The organism is Rhizobium sp. IBUN (assembly GCF_000510625.1).
Taxonomy (GTDB): domain Bacteria; phylum Pseudomonadota; class Alphaproteobacteria; order Rhizobiales; family Rhizobiaceae; genus Rhizobium; species Rhizobium altiplani.
Genome location: NZ_AZNV01000001.1, coordinates 236,717 through 255,506, shown reverse-complemented (window position 1 = coordinate 255,506; position 18,790 = coordinate 236,717). Strand labels below are relative to the sequence as shown.

At 59.7% G+C, this 18,790-nt stretch carries 22 protein-coding genes and 1 riboswitch; of the genes, 12 read left to right on the top strand and 10 right to left on the bottom strand.

Features of this window, described 5'->3' with window-relative positions; genetic code table 11:
- Window positions 1-132 precede the first annotated feature (132 nt).
- A riboswitch (SAM riboswitch) is annotated at window positions 133-210 on the top strand.
- A gap of 35 nt (window positions 211-245) precedes the next feature.
- From metA to RHIBUN_RS36715, 8 genes are all read left to right on the top strand, one after another.
- The gene (gene metA / locus RHIBUN_RS0101140) at window positions 246-1,169 is read left to right on the top strand and encodes a homoserine O-succinyltransferase (RefSeq protein ID WP_025658074.1); all 924 of its coding nucleotides are present in this window, start codon (window positions 246-248) and stop codon (window positions 1,167-1,169) included.
- Window positions 1,170-1,294: 125 nt separating this feature from the next.
- On the top strand, window positions 1,295-2,317 hold the full coding sequence (locus RHIBUN_RS0101135) for an aldose epimerase family protein (RefSeq protein WP_025658073.1): 1,023 nt from the start codon (window positions 1,295-1,297) through the stop codon (window positions 2,315-2,317).
- 116 nt (window positions 2,318-2,433) lie between these two features.
- Window positions 2,434-3,207 carry a GntR family transcriptional regulator gene (locus RHIBUN_RS0101130; RefSeq protein ID WP_025658072.1) on the top strand — a complete coding sequence of 258 codons (774 nt, stop codon included), beginning with the start codon at window positions 2,434-2,436 and terminating at the stop codon, window positions 3,205-3,207.
- The gene (locus RHIBUN_RS0101125; RefSeq protein WP_025658071.1) at window positions 3,204-4,235 is read left to right on the top strand and encodes an SIS domain-containing protein; all 1,032 of its coding nucleotides are present in this window, start codon (window positions 3,204-3,206) and stop codon (window positions 4,233-4,235) included. Before RHIBUN_RS0101130 ends, RHIBUN_RS0101125 begins: the two co-directional genes overlap by 4 nt.
- Window positions 4,235-5,386: an N-acetylglucosamine-6-phosphate deacetylase gene (gene nagA, locus RHIBUN_RS0101120; RefSeq protein WP_025658070.1), complete on the top strand. Its 1,152-nt coding sequence runs from the start codon at window positions 4,235-4,237 to the stop codon at window positions 5,384-5,386. The genes RHIBUN_RS0101125 and nagA overlap by 1 nt, the downstream gene beginning before the upstream one ends.
- A 14-nt stretch (window positions 5,387-5,400) precedes the next feature.
- Complete coding sequence (locus RHIBUN_RS0101115; protein WP_025658069.1) at window positions 5,401-6,129, top strand: SIS domain-containing protein; 729 nt, start codon at window positions 5,401-5,403, stop codon at window positions 6,127-6,129.
- Window positions 6,130-6,270: 141 nt separating this feature from the next.
- Window positions 6,271-6,417 (top strand): hypothetical protein, encoded by a 147-nt coding sequence (locus RHIBUN_RS36720; RefSeq protein ID WP_018855903.1) that lies wholly within the window; start codon window positions 6,271-6,273, stop codon window positions 6,415-6,417.
- Between the two features lie 88 nt (window positions 6,418-6,505).
- Window positions 6,506-6,658: a hypothetical protein gene (locus RHIBUN_RS36715; protein WP_167354919.1), complete on the top strand. Its 153-nt coding sequence runs from the start codon at window positions 6,506-6,508 to the stop codon at window positions 6,656-6,658.
- Here RHIBUN_RS36715 and RHIBUN_RS0101100 read toward each other — a convergent pair.
- Window positions 6,655-7,380: a beta-ketoacyl-ACP reductase gene (locus tag RHIBUN_RS0101100; RefSeq protein WP_025658068.1), complete on the bottom strand. Its 726-nt coding sequence runs from the start codon at window positions 7,378-7,380 to the stop codon at window positions 6,655-6,657. The two genes, RHIBUN_RS36715 and RHIBUN_RS0101100, sit on opposite strands and share 4 nt — an antisense overlap.
- Before the next feature lie 68 nt (window positions 7,381-7,448).
- The gene (locus RHIBUN_RS0101095) at window positions 7,449-8,630 is read right to left on the bottom strand and encodes an acetyl-CoA C-acetyltransferase (protein ID WP_025658067.1); all 1,182 of its coding nucleotides are present in this window, start codon (window positions 8,628-8,630) and stop codon (window positions 7,449-7,451) included.
- A gap of 235 nt (window positions 8,631-8,865) precedes the next feature.
- Between RHIBUN_RS0101095 and phaR the strand changes: the two genes are divergently transcribed.
- A complete protein-coding gene (phaR, locus tag RHIBUN_RS0101090; RefSeq protein WP_018855907.1) occupies window positions 8,866-9,438 on the top strand; it encodes a polyhydroxyalkanoate synthesis repressor PhaR in 573 nt (190 codons plus the stop codon).
- Between the two features lie 3 nt (window positions 9,439-9,441).
- Here the strand turns inward: phaR and RHIBUN_RS0101085 are convergent, their stop codons facing one another.
- From RHIBUN_RS0101085 to mtgA, 5 genes are all read right to left on the bottom strand, one after another.
- Complete coding sequence (locus tag RHIBUN_RS0101085) at window positions 9,442-9,846, bottom strand: hypothetical protein (RefSeq protein WP_025658066.1); 405 nt, start codon at window positions 9,844-9,846, stop codon at window positions 9,442-9,444.
- Window positions 9,847-9,993: 147 nt separating this feature from the next.
- Window positions 9,994-10,179, bottom strand: coding sequence for a 50S ribosomal protein L32 (gene rpmF, locus RHIBUN_RS0101080; RefSeq protein WP_016556742.1), 186 nt, complete (start codon window positions 10,177-10,179; stop codon window positions 9,994-9,996).
- A gap of 156 nt (window positions 10,180-10,335) precedes the next feature.
- Entirely contained in the window at window positions 10,336-10,983 is a 648-nt protein-coding gene (locus tag RHIBUN_RS0101075; RefSeq protein ID WP_025658065.1) for a glutathione S-transferase family protein, read from the bottom strand.
- An 11-nt stretch (window positions 10,984-10,994) separates the two neighbouring features.
- Window positions 10,995-11,714, bottom strand: coding sequence for a DUF1868 domain-containing protein (locus RHIBUN_RS0101070; protein WP_025658064.1), 720 nt, complete (start codon window positions 11,712-11,714; stop codon window positions 10,995-10,997).
- 97 nt (window positions 11,715-11,811) lie between these two features.
- On the bottom strand, window positions 11,812-12,558 hold the full coding sequence (mtgA, locus tag RHIBUN_RS0101065; RefSeq protein ID WP_025658063.1) for a monofunctional biosynthetic peptidoglycan transglycosylase: 747 nt from the start codon (window positions 12,556-12,558) through the stop codon (window positions 11,812-11,814).
- 134 nt (window positions 12,559-12,692) lie between these two features.
- Between mtgA and RHIBUN_RS0101060 the strand changes: the two genes are divergently transcribed.
- Window positions 12,693-13,607 carry a polyprenyl synthetase family protein gene (locus tag RHIBUN_RS0101060; RefSeq protein ID WP_025658062.1) on the top strand — a complete coding sequence of 305 codons (915 nt, stop codon included), beginning with the start codon at window positions 12,693-12,695 and terminating at the stop codon, window positions 13,605-13,607.
- Window positions 13,608-13,725: 118 nt separating this feature from the next.
- A complete protein-coding gene (locus RHIBUN_RS0101055) occupies window positions 13,726-14,364 on the top strand; it encodes a LysE family translocator (protein ID WP_025658061.1) in 639 nt (212 codons plus the stop codon).
- Between the two features lie 18 nt (window positions 14,365-14,382).
- On the opposite strand, the gene ispG is transcribed toward RHIBUN_RS0101055, so the two are convergent.
- The 3 genes from ispG to RHIBUN_RS0101040 form a co-directional block, all read right to left on the bottom strand.
- Window positions 14,383-15,633 (bottom strand): flavodoxin-dependent (E)-4-hydroxy-3-methylbut-2-enyl-diphosphate synthase, encoded by a 1,251-nt coding sequence (gene ispG / locus RHIBUN_RS0101050; protein ID WP_025658060.1) that lies wholly within the window; start codon window positions 15,631-15,633, stop codon window positions 14,383-14,385.
- A 96-nt stretch (window positions 15,634-15,729) separates the two neighbouring features.
- On the bottom strand, window positions 15,730-16,923 hold the full coding sequence (locus RHIBUN_RS0101045) for an MFS transporter (RefSeq protein ID WP_025658059.1): 1,194 nt from the start codon (window positions 16,921-16,923) through the stop codon (window positions 15,730-15,732).
- A gap of 58 nt (window positions 16,924-16,981) precedes the next feature.
- A complete protein-coding gene (locus RHIBUN_RS0101040; RefSeq protein ID WP_025658058.1) occupies window positions 16,982-17,764 on the bottom strand; it encodes a DeoR/GlpR family DNA-binding transcription regulator in 783 nt (260 codons plus the stop codon).
- A gap of 239 nt (window positions 17,765-18,003) precedes the next feature.
- On the opposite strand from RHIBUN_RS0101040, the gene RHIBUN_RS0101035 reads away from it, so the two are divergent.
- Window positions 18,004-18,777: an amino acid ABC transporter substrate-binding protein gene (locus RHIBUN_RS0101035; RefSeq protein ID WP_025658057.1), complete on the top strand. Its 774-nt coding sequence runs from the start codon at window positions 18,004-18,006 to the stop codon at window positions 18,775-18,777.
- Window positions 18,778-18,790: the final 13 nt, after the last annotated feature.

The window sequence follows — 18,790 nt, the reverse complement described above, 5'->3', positions numbered from 1 at the left end:
ATTCTACTTCAATAAACGTGGTGATTCGCTGTGTCCACCAACAGATTCTAGCAACCTTTAACGTGTGAGTGACTTCGCATCGACCTCACTCTTCGTATGAGCAATTGATTCGCAGCCCGACTGGCGCTATTTAAGGCACTCCGTGGTGATTTGGCCGGCCGGCTTGCAGCCACGTTAAAGAAGTTGCTAAAGGGCCGCGTGCGGACCGATAGCGATATATTCGTTTCTTTGATCGAGTGACCGCAATGCCCATCAAGATCCCCGATACCTTGCCTGCGTTTGAAACCCTGGTTCAGGAAGGCGTACGCGTGATGACCGAGACGGCGGCAATCCGTCAGGACATCCGGCCGCTGCAGATCGGGCTTCTCAACCTCATGCCCAACAAGATCAAGACGGAATTGCAGATGGCCCGCCTGGTCGGCGCTTCGCCGCTGCAGGTGGAGCTTTCGCTCATCCGCGTGGGCAACCATAAAGCAAAGAACACCTCGGAAGACCATCTTCTCTCCTTCTACCAGACGTGGGAGGAAGTGAAGGACCGCAAGTTCGACGGCTTCATCACAACAGGCGCGCCGATCGAGACGCTACCCTATGAGGACGTGAACTATTGGGGTGAAATGCAGCAGATTTTCGACTGGACGGAAACCAACGTCCATTCGTCGATGAACGTCTGCTGGGGCGCGATGGCCGCGATCTATCATTTCCACGGCGTTCCGAAGTACGAACTCAAGGAGAAGGCCTTCGGTGTCTACCGACACCGGAATCTGAAGCCGTCGTCGGTCTACCTGAACGGTTTCTCCGACAATTTCGAAGTGCCCGTGTCGCGCTGGACCGAGGTTCGCCGCAGCGACATCGAAAAGTCACCAGACCTGGAGATCCTGATGGAATCCAGCGAAATGGGCGTCTGCCTGGTGCATGAACGCAAGGGCAAGCGGCTCTATATGTTCAATCATGTGGAGTACGATTCAACGTCGCTCTCGGACGAGTACTTCCGCGACGTGAATGCCGGCGTGCCGATCAAGATGCCGCACAACTATTTCCCGCACAACGATCCGTCGCTGGCGCCGCAAAATCGCTGGCGCAGCCACGCGCACCTGTTGTTCGGCAACTGGATCAACGAGATCTACCAGACGACACCTTACGATCTCAACGACATCGGCAAGGGCAACTGACAGAAGCCGATGCTAAGCGGCCGCGCCTAGTCTGACGGTGCTTCTTTTTTACGACACCCGTTGCGGTTTGCGGCAAATGGGGGCAGGTTCCCTGCCTCAATTAAAGATATATCTGGATGGTCGCTATGGCGGAAATGTTGAAACGGGAAGTTTTTGGGCAAACCCAGTCGGGCGAGACCGTCTATCGTGTCGAGATCAAGGGTGGCGGGCTGACCGCCAAGATCATCACCTGGGGCGCCGTCATTCAGGATCTCCGCCTTGACGGTCACGATGCGCCGCTGCTGCTTGGCTTCGACGATTTTGACAGCTACCCCGCCCACTCTTCTTACTTTGGCGCTACGCCTGGGCGCTGCGCAAACCGCATCGGCGGCGGCAAGTTCACATTGGATGGCAAGAACTATCAACTCGATCTCAACGAGAAGGGCGTGACCCATCTTCACGGTGGCAAGGACAACATCGCCAAGCGGAATTGGACAATCGTCGAGCACGATGTCGACCGCGTCGTGTTGAAGATCGTCGATCCCGACGGTCGGGGCGGCTATCCGGGCAACTGCACCATCCAGGCAACCTACTGGGTACACGGCAACGGCGAATTTTCTGTGACCTACGAATCGACCAGTGATCAGCCGACGATCGCAAACGTCTGCCAGCATGCCTATTTCAACCTCGACGGCCGCGACGATGCGCTCGGCCACGACATCATGATTGCAGCCGACGGCTACCTCGTGACGAACGAGTTGCAGATCCCGACCGGAGAGGTACGGCCCGTCGCCGGAACGGTGTTTGACTTCCGCGAGATGTCGCCCATGAAGCGGTTCGACGGCAGCGAACAGGCACTCTACGATCACAATTTCTGCCTCTCCACGGAACGCACCGCAAAGCGCTCCGTCGCGCTTGCCCGCAGCCTGAACTCAGGCGTTTCGCTGGAAGTTCGCACGACGGAGCCCGGCGTGCAGTTCTACGCCGGCTTCAAGCTCGACGTGCCTGTGCCAGGCCTCGATGGACGCAAGTATGGCCCCTTCGCCGGCTTCTGCCTCGAAACACAGATCTGGCCGGATGCGATCAACCACGAGGACTTCCCCGATGCGGTTTTGCGCCCGGGTGAAGTTCTGCGCCAGGAAACGGATTACATTTTCTCGAAGAGCTAATGCTCTCGCCTTGTTCTCGAATGAGCCAACCCTCGCAGGCTTTCCCTGCGGGGGTTTTTCTTTTGTGATTCATTTCCTGCTTGCGATTGGTTCTAAATAGGTTCTATTATTGCGATATGGATAGAACCACTCTGATAGCGGAGCTGAACAGCCGTGGCCTGCGCGACGAGGCGTTGACCGGGCCGCTTTACAAGCGGCTGGCACAGGCGCTGACCGGTTTGATCCAGGAAGGGTTGCTGAAGCCCGGAACGGCGCTCCCCGGCGAGCGCGATCTGGCCGAAGCCTTGAAGGTCGGGCGTGTCACCGTTCGGACCGCCTATCGCGACCTGATGAATTCCGGCACGCTCGAGTCGCGGCATGGAAGCGGCACCTTCGTTTCCAGCAAGGTCGAGCGCATGGAACAGTCGCTGTGGCGGCTCTCGTCGTTTTCTGCCGACATGCGCTCGCGCGGTCGCGCTCCAGCCGCAAGGATCTTGTCTCGGACGGTCAATACGCCATCTCCGGAAGAGGCGTTCCTGCTTGGCCTTGGGCTTGATGAACCTGTTCTTCGCCTCGATCGTCTGCGCCTTGCCGACGGGCTCCCGCTTGCCATCGAACGTGCTGTCGTGCCGATAAAGTTTCTGGGAGAAGGTGGTGGCGGCGAGGGATCTCTTTATGAAGCGCTCGCGGCGAACGGCCACCGTCCGGTCCGAGCGCTGCAGAGATTGACGGCCGTCACGCTTGATCCGTCGTCGGCCGCTGCGCTGAACGTGAATGCCGGCGCGCCCGCACTGCTGATCGAACGTGTGTCGCGTCTGGAAGACCAGCGTGTCGTTGAATACACCCGCTCCCACTATCGTGGTGATGCATATGATTTTGTTGCGGAATTGAGAATCGGAGATGACCTATGAGTGAAAGCCCATCGCTAATGTTGCAGGAAGCCGGCCAGTCACCGGAAGTCGTCGCAACGCTGCTGCAGAAAGAAAGACCCGTCCTCGACGAAATTGCAAAGCTGTTTGCATCGGGGGCTCCGAGCGTCGTGACGACCGCGGCGCGCGGCTCTTCGGACCACGCCGCGACCTTCTTCAAATACCTGTTCGAGATCACCTGTGGCGTGCCCGTCGCATCGGTTGGCCCTTCGATCGCCTCGGTCTACGGCGCATCGCTGCATCTGAAGGGTGGCATCCACTTCACGGTGTCGCAATCCGGCGCGAGCCCCGACATCGTTGCCTTGCAGGATGCGGCAAAACGCGGCGGCGCAACGACGATCGCTGTCGTCAACGTCACCGATAGTCCGCTTGCCAAGCAGGCCGACATCGTTCTCGGGCTCAACGCGGGCGCCGAAAAGAGCGTAGCTGCGACCAAGTCCTTCATCGCCTCAGTCGCCGCGCTTTCCGGTGTGACGGCCGCCATCAGCGGCAAGCGCGATCTGCACGCCTCCCTGGAAAAGCTGCCCGATGCCCTCCAGGCAACCAGCGGCATCGATACGAAGGCGGCAGAGGATGTCCTATTCAACGCCAGCTCGCTCTACACCGCCGGTCGCGGCCCTGCCTTCGCCATTGCCCTTGAGGCAGCCTTGAAAGCCAAGGAGACGGCAGGCCTGCATGCAGAAGCCTTCTCCCTTGCCGAGCTGATGCATGGTCCGATGCGCCTTGTTCAGCCTGGCTTTCCGATCGTCGCTTTCACGCCCGATGATCCGGCCTTCAGCAACAACGTCCAGGCGCTGGAGCGACTGCAAAAGCTGGGCGCCACCACCGTGCCGTTCTCGGCCAAGCCGGTTTCCGGGATCAATGTCCAGGTGCCGACGACCGGCAGCGGGTTGCTCGACCCACTCGTTTCGCTGCTCGTCTACTACCGCCTGATCGAGTCGGTCACCCGTCGGAAAGGATTCGACCCCGACAAGCCGGCCAACCTGCTCAAGGTCACGGAGACGATGTGATGGTTCGCAAGATCTTCTCCGGCGCGCGGATCTTCGATGGTCAGCGCTTCCATGACGACAAGGCGCTCATTGTCTCGAACGGCCGCGTCGAGGCAATTGCGGCGGCAGGCGAACTGCCTGACGGTGAGCACACGCGCTTTGAAGGCGGCGTGCTTTCCGCGGGTTTCATCGATGCGCAAGTGAACGGCGGTGGCGGCCGGATGCTCAACGACGAGCCGTCGCCGGCCTCCATGTACATGATTGCCGAAGGTCATCGCCCTTACGGAACGACTGCGCTGCTACCGACGCTGATCACCGATACCGCGGACGCGACAGTAGCGGCAATCGAGGCAGCCAAGGAAGCCGTCAAGTCGAACCGCGGCGTGGCGGGTCTGCACCTCGAGGGCCCGCATCTGGCGCCTGCCCGCAAGGGAGCACATCTTGCCGAGCTCATGCGCCCGGTCGAGGACAAGGACGTGAAGGCGTTCATCGCGGCCAAGGAGGCGATCGGCACCCTGCTGGTAACGATGGCGGCCGAACAGGTCACGGCGAAACAGGTGCGCGAACTCAGCGAAGCCGGTGTCACCGTCAGCATCGGCCATTCCGATTGCTCCAGCGAGACGGCAGAGGCACGGTTCGATGCCGGCGCACGTGGCGTCACCCATCTTTTCAACGCCATGAGCCAGCTTGGCCACCGGGCCCCCGGTCTGGTCGGTGCGGCCATCGATCACCCCTCGGTCTGGTGCGGCATCATCGCCGACGGCCATCATGTCGATCCGAAGGCGCTTCGAACCGCGCTTCGTGCCAAGCGGGGTGAGGCCAAGCTCTTTTTCGTCACTGATGCGATGTCGCTGGTTGGGTCGGAGCAAGACACTTTCACGCTGAACGGTCGTACGGTTCGGCGCGAAAGGGGCGGATTCTGCTCGAAGCTGGTTCTTTCGGATGGCACGCTTGCCGGCTCCGATGTCGATATGGCGTCCACCATCCGCTACGGGGTTAACTATCTCGAACTGACCCTCGCGGAGACCCTCCGCATGGCGACGTCCTACCCGGCGCGCTTCCTGCGCCTTGACGACCGCGGACACCTGTCACCGGGCGCCCGGGCCGATCTGGTGCATCTCACCGACGCCCTCGAGGTCACACGGACCTTCATCAGCGGTGAAGCCGCCTAGAAAGCGAGGATGTGATGACCGCGATCACCGATGCTTATTTTTCCAATCTGATTAGCCGGCTCGAGGCTTTGAAGACGGAACTCGCCGAGCCCATGGCTTTGGCGGCCAAAGCGATCCTGGAAGCCGCCCGCAACGACAAGCGGGTCTATGTGTTCGGCACCGGGCACTCGCATATGCTGGCGGAAGAGGTCCACTATCGAGCAGGCGGCCTCGCTTTGACGATCCCGGTCCTCGTCGGTTCCGCAATGCTGCACGAGGGTGCCGTAATCAGTTCAGTTTACGAGCGCACGCAAGGATTGGTGCGACCGGTACTCGAACGCTATGGCATGCAGCCCGGCGACGTCATCATCATCGCATCGAACTCCGGCGTGAATGCAGCGCCGATCGAAGCTGCCGATTATGGCCACGAAATCGGCGCCAAGGTGATCGCGATCACGTCGGTCTCCTATTCGAGTGCGATTGCAAACGGCCGACGGCGGCTGGCCGACATCGCCGATATCGTGCTGGACAACGGTCTTCCCCCTGGCGATGCGGTGATTGCGCTCCCGGGCACGGAGCTAAAGGTCGGCCCGGTTTCCACGGCGATCGGTGCAACGGTCCTCAACGCGATCTTCGCAGAGGTTGCTTTGGAGCTTGCGAAGAGCGGCGACGCACCGATCTATCTGAGCGCCAACATGCCGGGCGCTGCAGCGGTGAACCAGCGGCTGGTATCAAAATACCGACCCCGCAATCCGCACCTTTAGGAGAGCTCGGCGCCCGATTGTCAACGCCACGCCGACAGTCGGTCGCCAAAGTTCAATCTACCGGACCGTGCGAGTGAGGCGCATATTTCTTTCAAGAACAGCGGCGAGCCACGTCCCGCCGACTTGGAAAGGAACGGTCCCATGACCCAGATTATCTTGAATTCCGCGGTCGCCATCCTGATTGCGGCTGCATTCGTGACAACGGCCGCTGCCGCCCTTCGCGGCGAAGATCGCGCAATGCAAAAGGTGCCGGTCAGGGCTAAGGCAAGGCGTCACCCAAAGGGCTGAAAGACAGCCTAATAATTCCTCAAATCCGCCCCAATATCGACACCGGTTTGAACGACCAATGGGCCGTGGGGAATTCGGAGTGCAGGGCATGACCAGAATTATCGGCGCAGCCGCAATATTGACGATCGCCATGGCGACCTATGCGGCATACTTGAATCCGTACGATACGCGTAGCCAACAAGGCCGCTATTCGCAGCAGATCGAGAGCCACGATAACGGCCTTACAGCCTCCATCCGCTAAACGAACAACTGGCCGCCATTGACGCTAAGCGTCGATCCGGTAATGAAACCCGCATCATCGGAAACCAGGAAGACGACGCAGCGGGCAACCTCTTCAGGCTCGCCCAAGCGGCCTACCGGAATCTGCGGAATAATCCGTTCATTGAGGACTTTCTCCGGGACTGCGAGAACCATTTCCGTCCCGATATAACCTGGGCAGATCGCATTCACGGTGATGTTCTTGGCAGCACCCTCCTGCGCGAGTGCCTTGGTGAAGCCGAGGTCACCAGCCTTGGCAGCCGAATAGTTCGCCTGCCCCATCTGCCCCTTCTGGCCGTTGATCGAAGAGATGTTGACAATGCGCCCGTAGCTTCGGTCGCGCATGCCGCCCCAGACCTGGTGCGTCATGTTGAAGAGTCCGGTGAGGTTGGTGTTGACGACCTCGTGCCACTGTTGCGGCGTCATCTTGTGGAACATTGCGTCCCGGGTGATGCCGGCGTTGTTGACAAGGACGTCGACCGGACCCAGTTCAGCCTCTACCTTCGCGATGCCCTCACCGCATGATGCATAGTCGGAAACATCCCATTTGAAGACGGGAATGCCTGTCGTGCTGTGAAAGGCGTTCGCCTTCTCGTCGTTGCCCGCGTAGTTGGCGGCAACTGCATAGCCTGCATTCTTCAGTGCGACGGAAATCGCGGCGCCAATGCCGCGGGTACCACCAGTGACAACAGCCACCCTGCTCATGTTCCGCTCCCTCATTTGAAGGCCCCGCTATCCTGCGGGGCTCAGGTTATGGTTGGATTGCCTGCTGTTCAAAGAGCTTCAAAGCACATCGCGACGCCCATGCCGCCACCGATGCACAACGTCGCCAATCCCTTCTTGGCGCCACGGCGCTTCATCTCGAAGAGGAGCGTGTTGAGCACCCGCGCGCCGGACGCGCCGATTGGGTGACCGATCGCGATCGCGCCACCGTTGACGTTGACGATCGAAGGATCCCAGCCAAGGTCCTTGTTGACCGCGCATGCTTGCGCGGCAAAGGCTTCGTTTGCTTCGACCAGATCGAGATCGCCGACAGACCAACCCGCTTTTTCCAGCGCCTTGCGCGACGCTGGGATCGGTCCGGTTCCCATGACCTGCGGATCAACGCCTGCCGTAGCCCAGGAAACAATGCGGACCAGCGGCTGGATACCACGACGGGAGGCCTCAGCTTCAGTCATAAGCACGGCTGCAGCAGCGCCATCATTCAGGCCGGAGGCATTCGCCGCGGTCACCGTGCCTTCCTTGTCGAAGGCAGGCCGCAGTTTGGCCATCGAATCGAACGTGGCGCCATGACGGATGTACTCGTCGGCGTCGACAGTCACGTCGCCTTTTCGTGTCTGAATGACGAACGGAATAATTTCATCGGCGAAGCGACCGGCCTTTTGTGCAGCTTCCGCCTTGTTTTGTGACGCGACGGCAAAGCGGTCCTGCTCCTCGCGCGAGAGCTGCCACTGGCGGGCAATGTTCTCGGCGGTGATGCCCATGTGATAGCCGTAGAAGGCGTCTGTCAGGCCATCCTTGATCATGGTGTCGACCATCTTCATGTCGCCCATTTTGACGCCGGCGCGCAGATGCGCAGCATGCGGCGCCATCGACATCGACTCCTGACCGCCGGCGACGATGATCTTTGCGTCACCGAGCGCGATCTGCTGCATGCCGAGCGCGACGGCCCGAAGGCCGGAGCCACAGAGCTGGTTGACTCCCCATGCCGTCGCCTCCTTGGGAACACCCGCCTTCATCGCCGCCTGGCGGGCCGGGTTCTGGCCTTCGCCAGCTGGAAGAACTTGGCCGAGAATGACTTCATCGACTTCGCTGGCATCGACGCCTGCGCGCTCCAGCGCACCTTTGACCGCGGCCGCACCCAGTTCATGGGCCGGAACGGTGGCGAACGCGCCATTAAATGAGCCAACGGCTGTGCGGCCTGCACTAGCGATGACGATGGATGAACTCGACATGACGATCTCCTGTTAGCTCCATCAGATACAGAGGAAACTGACAAAGCTTCAGCGCCAAGTCAAACGACAAGACGCTAACATTCAATTTTAGGCACTGCTTAGGCTAGGGCAAATTATCTCTGCTGCAAAAGGGGTTGCCGCATCGCACAAAGAGATTGTCACTGGGCTTCGTTTGCGTCTACATTCCTCCGTGGAGGAATTTCCATAACAATCAGACGGGCTTCGGGAGACTGATATGGCGAAGAATGACGGGCAGATCGTAATCAAGAAATACGCCAATCGCCGCCTCTACAATACAGGTACCAGCACTTACGTAACGTTGGAAGACCTGGCGGAGATGGTAAAGAAGGGGGAGGATTTTACGGTCCAGGATGCAAAGAGCGGGGACGACATTACCCACTCGGTACTGACACAAATCATTTTCGAACAGGAATCCAAGACGGGCAACACGCTCCTGCCGATCTCGTTCCTCCGCCAGCTGATTACCTATTACGGCGACCAGATGCAGATGGTCGTACCGAGCTTCCTGGAACACTCCATGCGCGCCTTTACAGAACAGCAGGCGCAGATGCGCGAGCAGGTCACGCGCGCTTTCGGCGAAACGCCGATCGGCAAGAACCTGCAACTGCCGATGCAATTGGTCGAAGACCAGGTCCGTCGCAATACCGAAATGTTCCAGCAGGCCATGCAGATGTTCTCGCCGTTCATGACGCCACCGGCCAAGGAGAGCCGCAAAGCGGAAGCAAAGGACATCGACGAGCTGAAGGAACAACTGCGCGCCCTTCAGAACAAGCTCGATAGTCTCTAAGCGTCAGAGCCCGATCGAAACATCGCGCCTGGCGGTGCGAATAGATACGGCAAAGCCGCCAATCACATCGATCAACACAATCGTCATCAGGATGAAGAAAACCTGGGTGGCCGCATCCTGGACGAGGAGAAACTCGACCAGGAAGGCAATAAAGACGAGCATCGACAACATGTGATTGGTAAGGCTGCCGTAATAGCGGGTCGCCTTCAGTATTTCGAAGAACAGGACTGCAAGCGCGATGACGATGAAGAGGTCGCCGAGCGACATGCTCCACATGGCCCCCGAAATCATCGACAAAACGATGACATCGTTTTCGAGCGATGGAAGCCCGCCGCCGCCCATCAAGCCCAGCATCGACATATTGTAGAGAATGAACGGAATAATCATCAGCGGTATAGCATTGAACATGTGGCAATATCTCCCCCACCGAGAGAATAGTGCCGTAAATCGCCGCGTGACTTCAAGCCATCCAAAGAATGTATCTGTCGTCGGAAAAAGCAAAAGGCCGGCACATGGCCGACCTCGCAAGTCTTACCCAGACGGAGCGCAAGTGTATTATGCGCTTTCCTTCGGCGTCAGAACCTGACGGCCGCGATACATACCGGTCTTCAGATCGATATGGTGCGGACGGCGCAGTTCGCCGGAGTTCTTGTCTTCAACGTAGGTCGCAGCCTTCAGCGCGTCGGCAGAGCGCCGCATACCGCGCTTGGACGGGCTCGTTTTTCTCTTCGGTACAGCCATTTCTCTTACTCCACTTCACGGGCAAACACATCCTACGGCCAGACCGGCGGCCGAAACGACGTGTCGCGATTTCGGAAATTTTGCGCGCTTATACATGCCTTGAGGGGGCTTGACCAGTCCCCAAGCTTATTTTTTGAGATTCCTGCGATTTAAGGGTCAGACCTCGTCTTCCTCGACAATCCAGGGCTCGGCTCGCGCCGCCTCTTCCCACTTTTTCCAGGCGGGATGCGCCTTGACGGCTGCAATATAACTGAGCGTGTCGCCGGCAGATACCAGGTCGTATACCTCGAAACGACTGACAACCGGCGCGAACATCGCGTCGGCGCCTGAAAAACCGCCTGAAAGGAACGGCCCGCCGGAGTGGGCGCGCAGGTCGCGCCAGATCGTCTCGATGCGGGCGACATCGGCCATGACCCCGTCAGCAAGCGCGATCTTACCCTTCGGCCGCCGGATATTCATCGGGCAAGCGCTCCGCAGGGCTCTGAAACCCGCAAGCATTTCCATGGAAACAGCGCGCGCGACCGCTCGCTTCCCACGCTCCTTTGGCCATATCCCGGCTTCCGGGAAGAGTTCGGCAACATATTCGATGATCGCCAGTGACTGCCAGACACGAACATCGCCGTGCTGAAGCACAGGGACCTGCCCCGTTGGCGAGAACTCCCTGAAGCGCGGATTGCCGGCGGGAAAATCGAAGGGAACCAGCACCTCCTCGAAGGGAATGCCGGCGGCCGTCATGGCGATCCATGGCCGAAGCGACCAGGACGAATAGTTCTTGTTGCCGATGTAGAGCGTGAGCTTGTCCATGAAATCTCCCTTTACGCTGCAGGCGCGAACACAAGCCGCTCCTCGAAATGGTTCATATCGTCGAAAGAGCAGAAGGCCGGAGGCTTCAATTCTATCACCGGAGCGGTTTCGCGCAGTGTGGCAAGCACGCTATCGAGCATAGGCTGCCATGCCGGGAGCGCCGCTTCCGGCAGCCTCACGATCGGATAGCAGAATGTGACGTGGAATGCATAGGTGTCATGATCCGGGTGCCGGTAACCGAACACAGGGGCGAACGCATCACGCCATTCCTTCATGATCCGCCGGTCCGCTGCGGTAATGCCGTCCACCGCAAGTCCGACCGGCGTGACCTCCGTGACCTCAACCTCAAACGGGCCCAGTGGCTCGAAGAATTGCAACCGATCCAGAAAGATCTCATTCATGCGCTCGATCCCAGTGTCAAACGCCACATCCGCCGGCCAATAAGGCGGCGTGCGGCGATACTCGATAATACCCTGAAACAGGGTCATGTGCAGGCTGGAGATCGGCGTGAAGGCGAACTGCGAAGCTTCCGGCATCGCCAGAAACGTCTCACGCGCTTCAACGATCGCCTGCTGCGAGCGCGATCCCTCGACCAGATGACAGACGACCGTATTGCCGGGCTCGCGCAGAAACGTCCCAGTTGCGTCGTAGCGGGTCCCGAGATGCCTCGGCGGGACAGGATTATGAATGGCGGAATAGGTCAGAAGGCTGGGCGAAAGGGCAGAAATCATCGCTGGTAATCCGGTCGTTGATGGCGGGATTTCCGTCCATAATTTTAAAGCACGAATGCCAGATGACACTCATGAGCACCAACGACTTATTGCGATATCAATCATAAATGCATCTGATGTAATCGCCCGACCCTCGCGCGCGCCGCTCGATCAGGCCGGCGAGCCGTCGCAAGCCACGCCCGGGCTTGCCGGCGTTGCGATCGAAGGGGTTGGGAAGCGACACGGCAAGAAGAGCGGCCTGCCGACTGGTCAATTTCGATGCCGGCACGTTGAAATGGTGACGTGCCGCGGCCTCGATGCCGTATATCCCCGGCCCCCATTCGGCAATGTTGAGATAGATCTCCATCAGGCGCCGCTTCGACCAGACGAAATCTGCGGTCACAGCCAACGGCAGCTCCATCGCCTTGCGAACGAAGGACCGGCTATTCCACAGGAACAGGTTCTTCACCGTCTGCATCGGGATCGTACTGCCGCCACGGGTCGCCTGGCCGCTCAGCGTATCCTCCAACAACATCCGCATCTCGCCCCAATCGACACCGCCGTGGAAGCAATATTGTCCATCCTCGGACATCATCACCGACTGGACGAGAACCGGCGAGATATCGTCGAGCGATACCCATTGCCGGTCGTAGCCGCGCAGCAGCACCAGATCGCGAAGCATGAGCGTGGAAACGGGGTGAACGAAAGGCAGCAGATAGAGGACAATCAGGACATAGGGAAGAATGACGAGCGCCGCCAGTGCGAGAGCGATGCGCATGATCACGGGCCGGCCCTTGAGCCAAAACAACGCGTGCCTGTGAAACGGCACGGTCATGCTTTCCTCTCTCTCCGGCGTGATGTCCAATTCCCCGACCCAGTCTCTTGCCCTTTTCCTCCATACCGTTTGCGAACTGGCATTGCCAGAGACAAAGGAAATCTTCGCCGGATGATCGACAATTCCGTTGCAGAGGGAAGGCAGCTCATGCCAAACAGCGCGCCATGGACGCAAGCTCTGAAACATTCGAAGCCAGATTGACGGCCACCGCGCGCGAGGTCGAAGCTGTGCTCGACACTCTGCTGTCATCATCCGTATTGAACGGCGAGATCGTCCGTCCGGAACGGCTGCGTTCAGCCATGCACTATGCCAGCCTGAACGGCGGCAAGCGGCTCCGCCCTTTCCTGGTCATCGAGGCGGCATCGCTGCTCGGCGGGGACAGAGACGCGGCGCTGCGTGTGGGCGCGGCACTCGAATGCGTGCACTGTTATTCGCTGGTTCACGACGATCTGCCGGCAATGGACGACGACGACCTGCGTCGAGGCAAACCGACCGTGCACATCGCCTACGATGAGGCGACCGCCATCCTCACTGGCGATAGTCTGCTCACCTATGCCTTTGACATCATCGCTGCGCCCGAAACGAAATTGCCTGATGCCGCCAAAGTGGTGTTGACGCTCGCGCTGGCGCGAGCCGCAGGCATCGGAGGCATGGCAGGCGGTCAGGCACTCGACCTTGCCGCCGAGAAGCAAGCGCCGGACGAACAAGGCATCGTGACGCTGCAGGCCATGAAAACAGGCGCGCTCATCCGCTTTGCCTGCGAAGCCGGCGCCATCATTGCCGGCGCTTCGCCAGAGGATCGTAAACGACTGCGTCAGTTCGGCGAGAGGATCGGCCTCGCCTTCCAGCTCGCGGACGACATTCTCGATCTCACCTCCGATGCAGCCACAATGGGCAAGGCGACGGGTAAGGACGCCGGTCGCAGCAAGGGCACATTGGTGGCACTGCACGGCATGGCATGGGCGGAAGCCAAGCTTGCCGAGCATGTGCGCGAGGCCGAAGCACTGCTGTCTCCCTATGCCGGGCGCGGCACAGTTCTGACTGACGCAGCTCGCTTCATTGCCGGACGCAAGAGCTGAAAAAGCGTCACCGAGACAATATTTCCGCCACCTGACGAGATGCAGTCCCTTGTCGTTCGCTTGGAGCCGGGCCAAAAAAAAACCGGCAATAGCCGAGTGGCCGAACAAGAGACGCAAGATGCATGAGATCCTGACCTACCTGCCGCAGATCCTGCCGGCCTACGTCGCCTATCTGATCGCCGTCATCAGCCCTGGCCCGGCAATCATGGCCATCGTGTCGACGTCGATGACGCATGGCCGGAAGGCAGGCATGACCATCGCGCTTGGCATCTTCGCGGGTTCGTTCACCTGGGCATGCGCCGCCGCTCTCGGTCTTGCGACCATCCTCCAGACCTACGCCATCGCGCTTGAGATCCTGAAGGTCTTCGGCGGCCTCTATCTGCTTTATCTCGCCTACAAGGCCTTCAAGGCCGTACGCGCCAACAATGACCTGCCGACAGCTGTCGTGCAGAAGAACCTTTCGACGCGGGCCCTGTTGCTGCGCGGCTATGGTATCCACATCACCAATCCGAAGGCCATCTTCGCATGGCTGGCGATCATCGCGCTCGGCATGCCGCAGGGCGCGCCGGCACCCGTCGCCGGCCTGATCATCGGAGTGTGCATGGTGACAGGCTTTACCGTCTTCATGGGATACGCAGTGTTGTTCTCGACACCACATGCGTTGAAGATTTACCGCAACATACGCCGCTGGATCGAAGGCGCTATGGCCGCCTTCTACTGTGTTGCGGGGCTGAAGCTGCTGACCAGCCGAATCTGAGCGTTTTCGATTGCCGCTTTATTCGGCGGCCGTCTTCTGCCCGAAGCGCTTTTCGATGTAGTCGACAACGAGCGCCTCAAAGTCAGAAGCGATGTTCGGTCCGCGCAGGGTCAACGCCTTCTTGCCGTCGATGAACACGGGCGCCGCCGGCGTTTCGCCGGTGCCGGGCAGGGAGATGCCGATGTCGGCGTGCTTGCTTTCACCTGGTCCGTTGACGATGCAGCCCATGACCGCAACGTTCAGCGCTTCGACACCCGGATATTTCTCGCGCCAGACCGGCATGTTCTTGCGAAGGTCGTTCTGGATGTTCTGCGCCAGTTCCTGGAATACGGTCGAGGTCGTGCGCCCGCAGCCGGGACAAGCCGCAACGACAGGCACGAACTGGCGGAAGCCCATCACCTGCAGCAGCTCCTGGGCAACCTGCACTTCGCGCGTCCGGTCGCCATTCGGCTCCGGCGTCAGCGACACGCGGATCGTATCGCCGATCCCCTGCTGCAGCACATAGCCCATGGCAGCCGATGAAGCGACGATCCCCTTGCTGCCCATGCCGGCTTCGGTAAGGCCGAGATGCAAGGCATGGTCGGAGCGTTCGGAGAGCATCGAATAGACGGCGATCAGATCCTGGACCTGGCTGACCTTGGCCGACAGAATGATCCGGTTGCGCGGCAGACCGATCTCTTCGGCCAGATTGGCCGAGATCAAGGCGGACTGCACGATCGCCTCACGCGTCACTTGGCGCGCCGAGAGCGGTGACCCAGCCTCGGCGTTCTGGTCCATCAGCGCCGTCAGCAATTCCTGATCCAGCGAGCCCCAATTCACACCGATGCGCACCGGCTTGTCGTAGCGGATCGCCATCTCGATGATGTCGCCGAACTGCTTGTCCTTCTTGTCCTTGAAGCCGACGTTGCCCGGATTGATACGGTATTTCGCCAGCGCCTCGGCGCAAGCCGGATGGTCGGCAAGAAGCTTGTGGCCGATGTAGTGGAAATCACCGACGAGCGGGACGTCCATGCCAAGGCGCAGCAGCCGTTCGTGAATTTTCGGAACCGCGGCCGCGCTCTCGTCGCGGTCGACGGTGATGCGGACAATCTCGGACCCCGCTTTGAAAAGAGCCGCCACCTGCGCAACGGTGGAGTCGATATCCGCAGTGTCGGTATTCGTCATCGACTGGACGACAACAGGCGCGCCCCCACCCACGATGACGCCACCAACATCGACCGCAACGGATGCGCGGCGCGGCTTCGGATCAAAATCTGCAGCAGAAGACATATAGAGTTCTTGAACCCCTGAAATTCGTGTCTTTCAGGTGGATCATGCCCGCTTTGTTGTCAACCGCCCCGCACATCACTTTTGCTTGGAGCCGTCTCAGTGACCGCCACCCGAGATGCCGTCGGCATAGCGTGCAAGGTTCGAGAACAGCAGTACGACGACCAGCAACACCGGCAACGCCATGAAGACGACACTGAATCCGATATGCTCCGCCACAAAGCCGATCGCGGAGGGAGCCACCAACATTCCGGAATAGCCCATGGTGGTTACCACAGAGAGGCCAATGCCGGCTCGCAGGCCCGGAATATTGCCGGCAGCCGAAAACGCAATCGGAACCATGTTCGAGATCCCGATGCCGCAAAGCGCAAAGCCCAGGATCGCAATTTCCGCATTGGGCGCAAAGGCGGCGAGCAGCATGCCTGATATCGCAAACAGCGTGCAGATCCGAAGCGTCAACACGCCGCCAAGCCGGTCGCGAACAAGATCGCCGCCAAACCGCATGACCGACATCGTCAGCGAAAACGCCGCAAAGCCGAAGCCGGAAAGCGCCACCGATGCTCCCAGTTCCTCACGCAGGTAGAGCGCGCCCCAATCCAGCACCGCGCCCTCGGGAACCATGGAGAACAGCGCCATCAAGCCGATCAGCCACGGCAGCGGCACCAGTGGCAGCCGAAGCTTTTCCTTCTTCTCGTCGGGATGCGGAGGGTCCGCGAGGATCATCCTCCAGGCGACGCCCAGAACGATCGCCGCAAGCGCAGTCGCAATCTGCGCATGCCAGAGCACACCGACCTTGGCGATCAGCAGGCCACCGAGGCCGGCGCCGATCAAACCGCCCAAACTCCAGAAGGCGTGGCACGAGGACATGATCGACCGCCGCATCGATTGCTCGACCGCAACCGCATTCGCATTCATGGCAACGTCCATGGCTCCCATGAAGCCGCCAAACAGAAAGATCGAGATCGCCCCGGTCGCAACGTTCGGCGCAAGCGTCAGTGCAAGCAGCGCAGGCAGAAGGCACACCGCAGCGATCTGCGCGACAAGTTTCGAGCCATAGCGCGCGATTTGCGCCCCCGCGATTGGCATCAGGGTAAGCGAACCGACACCAAGAACCAGGATCATCAGACCCAACTGAAACTTGCTCAGCTGCAGGCGCTCTGCGAATTCGGGAATTTTCGGCGCCCAGCAGCCAACGATGAAGCCATTGACGAGAAACAGCAGCGAAACCGCTATCCTGTTCTTCGTTACGTAGCCGCTTCTGACCATCGGCGCTGTGTTAACGTGGTTATCCATGTCTCTTCCCACAGTGTCTCGACGTCGGCACTCGCCCGACGCGTTTCTTGAATGATAGTTACGTCGTTCCGCCAGCCACGATCGTCCTGCAGCCGCTGTCGCGATAGCGCGCCAGCATGGCTGGGTCGGCGTCCTGCTCGACCACCAGGCACTCGCACTGCGCCACAGGAAGCACGCTATGTGGCGCGGCAGTGCCGAACTTGTCGGACGTCGCGGCGACCAGAACCTTCTTGCTTCGCGATGCTGCAAAACGCTTGAATTCAGCATCTTCGAAGCCGAAGGCCGTCACGCCAGCAGTCAGATCTATCCCGCAAGCACCGAGGATGCAAAGATCGGGTGACAGGGATTCCATGTCGCGCATGGCCTTTGCGCCGAGCGCACCGCTGACCTGCCGGTCGATAAGCCCGCCGATCAGGATCACGTTAACCGCCGGCTTCTCGATCAGGGCGGCGGCGATCGCTGGCGCGTTGGTCGCTGCCGTCAGGGTCAAATCCATTGGCAGGGCCGTCGCAATTGCGAGGTTGGTGCTGCCCGCATCGAAAAACACGGTCGAGCCGGGAACGATCTGCGACACAGCGGCGACGGCGAGCGCCTGCTTGCGATCCCGCGCGATCCCTGCCCGGTGGCCAAGGCTCCCGCCGGCGGGCGCAACCGGCAACGCGCCACCATAGACGCGCTCGCACAGGCCGGCAGCTGCCATCTCGCGCAGGTCCCTGCGGACCGTGTCTTCGGATACACGGAATTCAACTGCAAGGTCTGCTGCTAGCACCCGACCATCACTGTGCAGCTTCCGCAGGATGACGCTTTGGCGCTCCTGCAGGAGAAGTTCGTTCGCATTCATGCCGACTTCAGCCTGGTTGATCAAAAACTGATAAAAACATGCATAAACGGATACAAACGTGCACGCAAGTGTGGTGCGCTATCTCGATCTTCACAAACTGAAACGGGGCGCGCCAAATCTGTGATAAATGAGAAAAATATTCGCAGATGCCGATTTTCTTCGCAGTTTTCTACGCTTCGCAGCGATCAGCTTTTCTGCGATTTTTCGTGCATCAAACACCCTGTGAATTGGATAAAAAGATGAACCTCCTGAAGACTATCGCCGCTGCAGCACTGATCCAGGCCGCCGCCCTTCTTCCCGCCGTTGCCGGCGAAAACCTCGCTGCCATCAAGTCTGCGGGTGTCTTCAAGATCGGCACGGAGGGTACTTACGCCCCGTTCACCTATCATGACGATAGCGGCAAGCTGGTCGGCTTCGACGTGGAGATCGGCGAGGCGGTTGCTGCCAAGCTCGGCGTCAAGGCCGAATTCGTCGAAGGCAAATGGGACGGCCTGATCGCCGGTCTTGATGCCAAGCGCTACGACACGGTCATCAACCAGGTCGGTATCACCGAAGCCCGCAAGCAGAAGTACGATTTCTCCGAGCCCTACATCGCATCCAAGGCCGTTCTCATCATTCGCGACGGCGACGACAGCATCAAGGGCTTTGCGGACCTGAAGGGCAAGAAGTCGGCTCAGTCGCTGACCAGTAACTTCGGCAAGCTTGCCGAACAGTCCGGCGCAGAACTCGTCGGTACCGATGGTTTCGACCAGTCGATCCAGCTCGTATTGACCAAGCGTGCAGACGCGACGATCAACGACAGCCTCTCCTTCCTCGACTTCAAGAAGCACAAGCCTGACGCTCCGGTGAGGATCGTCGCCCAGCAGGAAAATGCCGATTTTTCCGGCATCATCATCCGCAAGGGTGAGCCGGAGCTACTGGAAGCCATCAACAAGGCACTGGCCGACATCAAGGCCGACGGCACCTACAAGAAGATCTCCGACAAGTACTTCGGTCAGGACGTTTCGAAGTAACTCGTAACGCAGG

What these genes read in the sequence shown, in the direction of transcription:
- metA (WP_025658074.1), top strand. Translation starts at nt 246, where the DNA reads ATGCCCATCAAGATCCCCGATACCTTGCCTGCGTTTGAAACCCTGGTT.
- RHIBUN_RS0101135 (WP_025658073.1), top strand. Translation starts at nt 1,295, where the DNA reads ATGGCGGAAATGTTGAAACGGGAAGTTTTTGGGCAAACCCAGTCGGGC.
- RHIBUN_RS0101130 (WP_025658072.1), top strand. Translation starts at nt 2,434, where the DNA reads ATGGATAGAACCACTCTGATAGCGGAGCTGAACAGCCGTGGCCTGCGC.
- RHIBUN_RS0101125 (WP_025658071.1), top strand. Translation starts at nt 3,204, where the DNA reads ATGAGTGAAAGCCCATCGCTAATGTTGCAGGAAGCCGGCCAGTCACCG.
- nagA (WP_025658070.1), top strand. Translation starts at nt 4,235, where the DNA reads ATGGTTCGCAAGATCTTCTCCGGCGCGCGGATCTTCGATGGTCAGCGC.
- RHIBUN_RS0101115 (WP_025658069.1), top strand. Translation starts at nt 5,401, where the DNA reads ATGACCGCGATCACCGATGCTTATTTTTCCAATCTGATTAGCCGGCTC.
- RHIBUN_RS36720 (WP_018855903.1), top strand. Translation starts at nt 6,271, where the DNA reads ATGACCCAGATTATCTTGAATTCCGCGGTCGCCATCCTGATTGCGGCT.
- RHIBUN_RS36715 (WP_167354919.1), top strand. Translation starts at nt 6,506, where the DNA reads ATGACCAGAATTATCGGCGCAGCCGCAATATTGACGATCGCCATGGCG.
- RHIBUN_RS0101100 (WP_025658068.1), bottom strand. Translation starts at nt 7,380, where the DNA reads ATGAGCAGGGTGGCTGTTGTCACTGGTGGTACCCGCGGCATTGGCGCC.
- RHIBUN_RS0101095 (WP_025658067.1), bottom strand. Translation starts at nt 8,630, where the DNA reads ATGTCGAGTTCATCCATCGTCATCGCTAGTGCAGGCCGCACAGCCGTT.
- phaR (WP_018855907.1), top strand. Translation starts at nt 8,866, where the DNA reads ATGGCGAAGAATGACGGGCAGATCGTAATCAAGAAATACGCCAATCGC.
- RHIBUN_RS0101085 (WP_025658066.1), bottom strand. Translation starts at nt 9,846, where the DNA reads ATGTTCAATGCTATACCGCTGATGATTATTCCGTTCATTCTCTACAAT.
- rpmF (WP_016556742.1), bottom strand. Translation starts at nt 10,179, where the DNA reads ATGGCTGTACCGAAGAGAAAAACGAGCCCGTCCAAGCGCGGTATGCGG.
- RHIBUN_RS0101075 (WP_025658065.1), bottom strand. Translation starts at nt 10,983, where the DNA reads ATGGACAAGCTCACGCTCTACATCGGCAACAAGAACTATTCGTCCTGG.
- RHIBUN_RS0101070 (WP_025658064.1), bottom strand. Translation starts at nt 11,714, where the DNA reads ATGATTTCTGCCCTTTCGCCCAGCCTTCTGACCTATTCCGCCATTCAT.
- RHIBUN_RS0101060 (WP_025658062.1), top strand. Translation starts at nt 12,693, where the DNA reads ATGGACGCAAGCTCTGAAACATTCGAAGCCAGATTGACGGCCACCGCG.
- RHIBUN_RS0101055 (WP_025658061.1), top strand. Translation starts at nt 13,726, where the DNA reads ATGCATGAGATCCTGACCTACCTGCCGCAGATCCTGCCGGCCTACGTC.
- ispG (WP_025658060.1), bottom strand. Translation starts at nt 15,633, where the DNA reads ATGTCTTCTGCTGCAGATTTTGATCCGAAGCCGCGCCGCGCATCCGTT.
- RHIBUN_RS0101045 (WP_025658059.1), bottom strand. Translation starts at nt 16,923, where the DNA reads ATGGATAACCACGTTAACACAGCGCCGATGGTCAGAAGCGGCTACGTA.
- RHIBUN_RS0101040 (WP_025658058.1), bottom strand. Translation starts at nt 17,764, where the DNA reads ATGAATGCGAACGAACTTCTCCTGCAGGAGCGCCAAAGCGTCATCCTG.
- RHIBUN_RS0101035 (WP_025658057.1), top strand. Translation starts at nt 18,004, where the DNA reads ATGAACCTCCTGAAGACTATCGCCGCTGCAGCACTGATCCAGGCCGCC.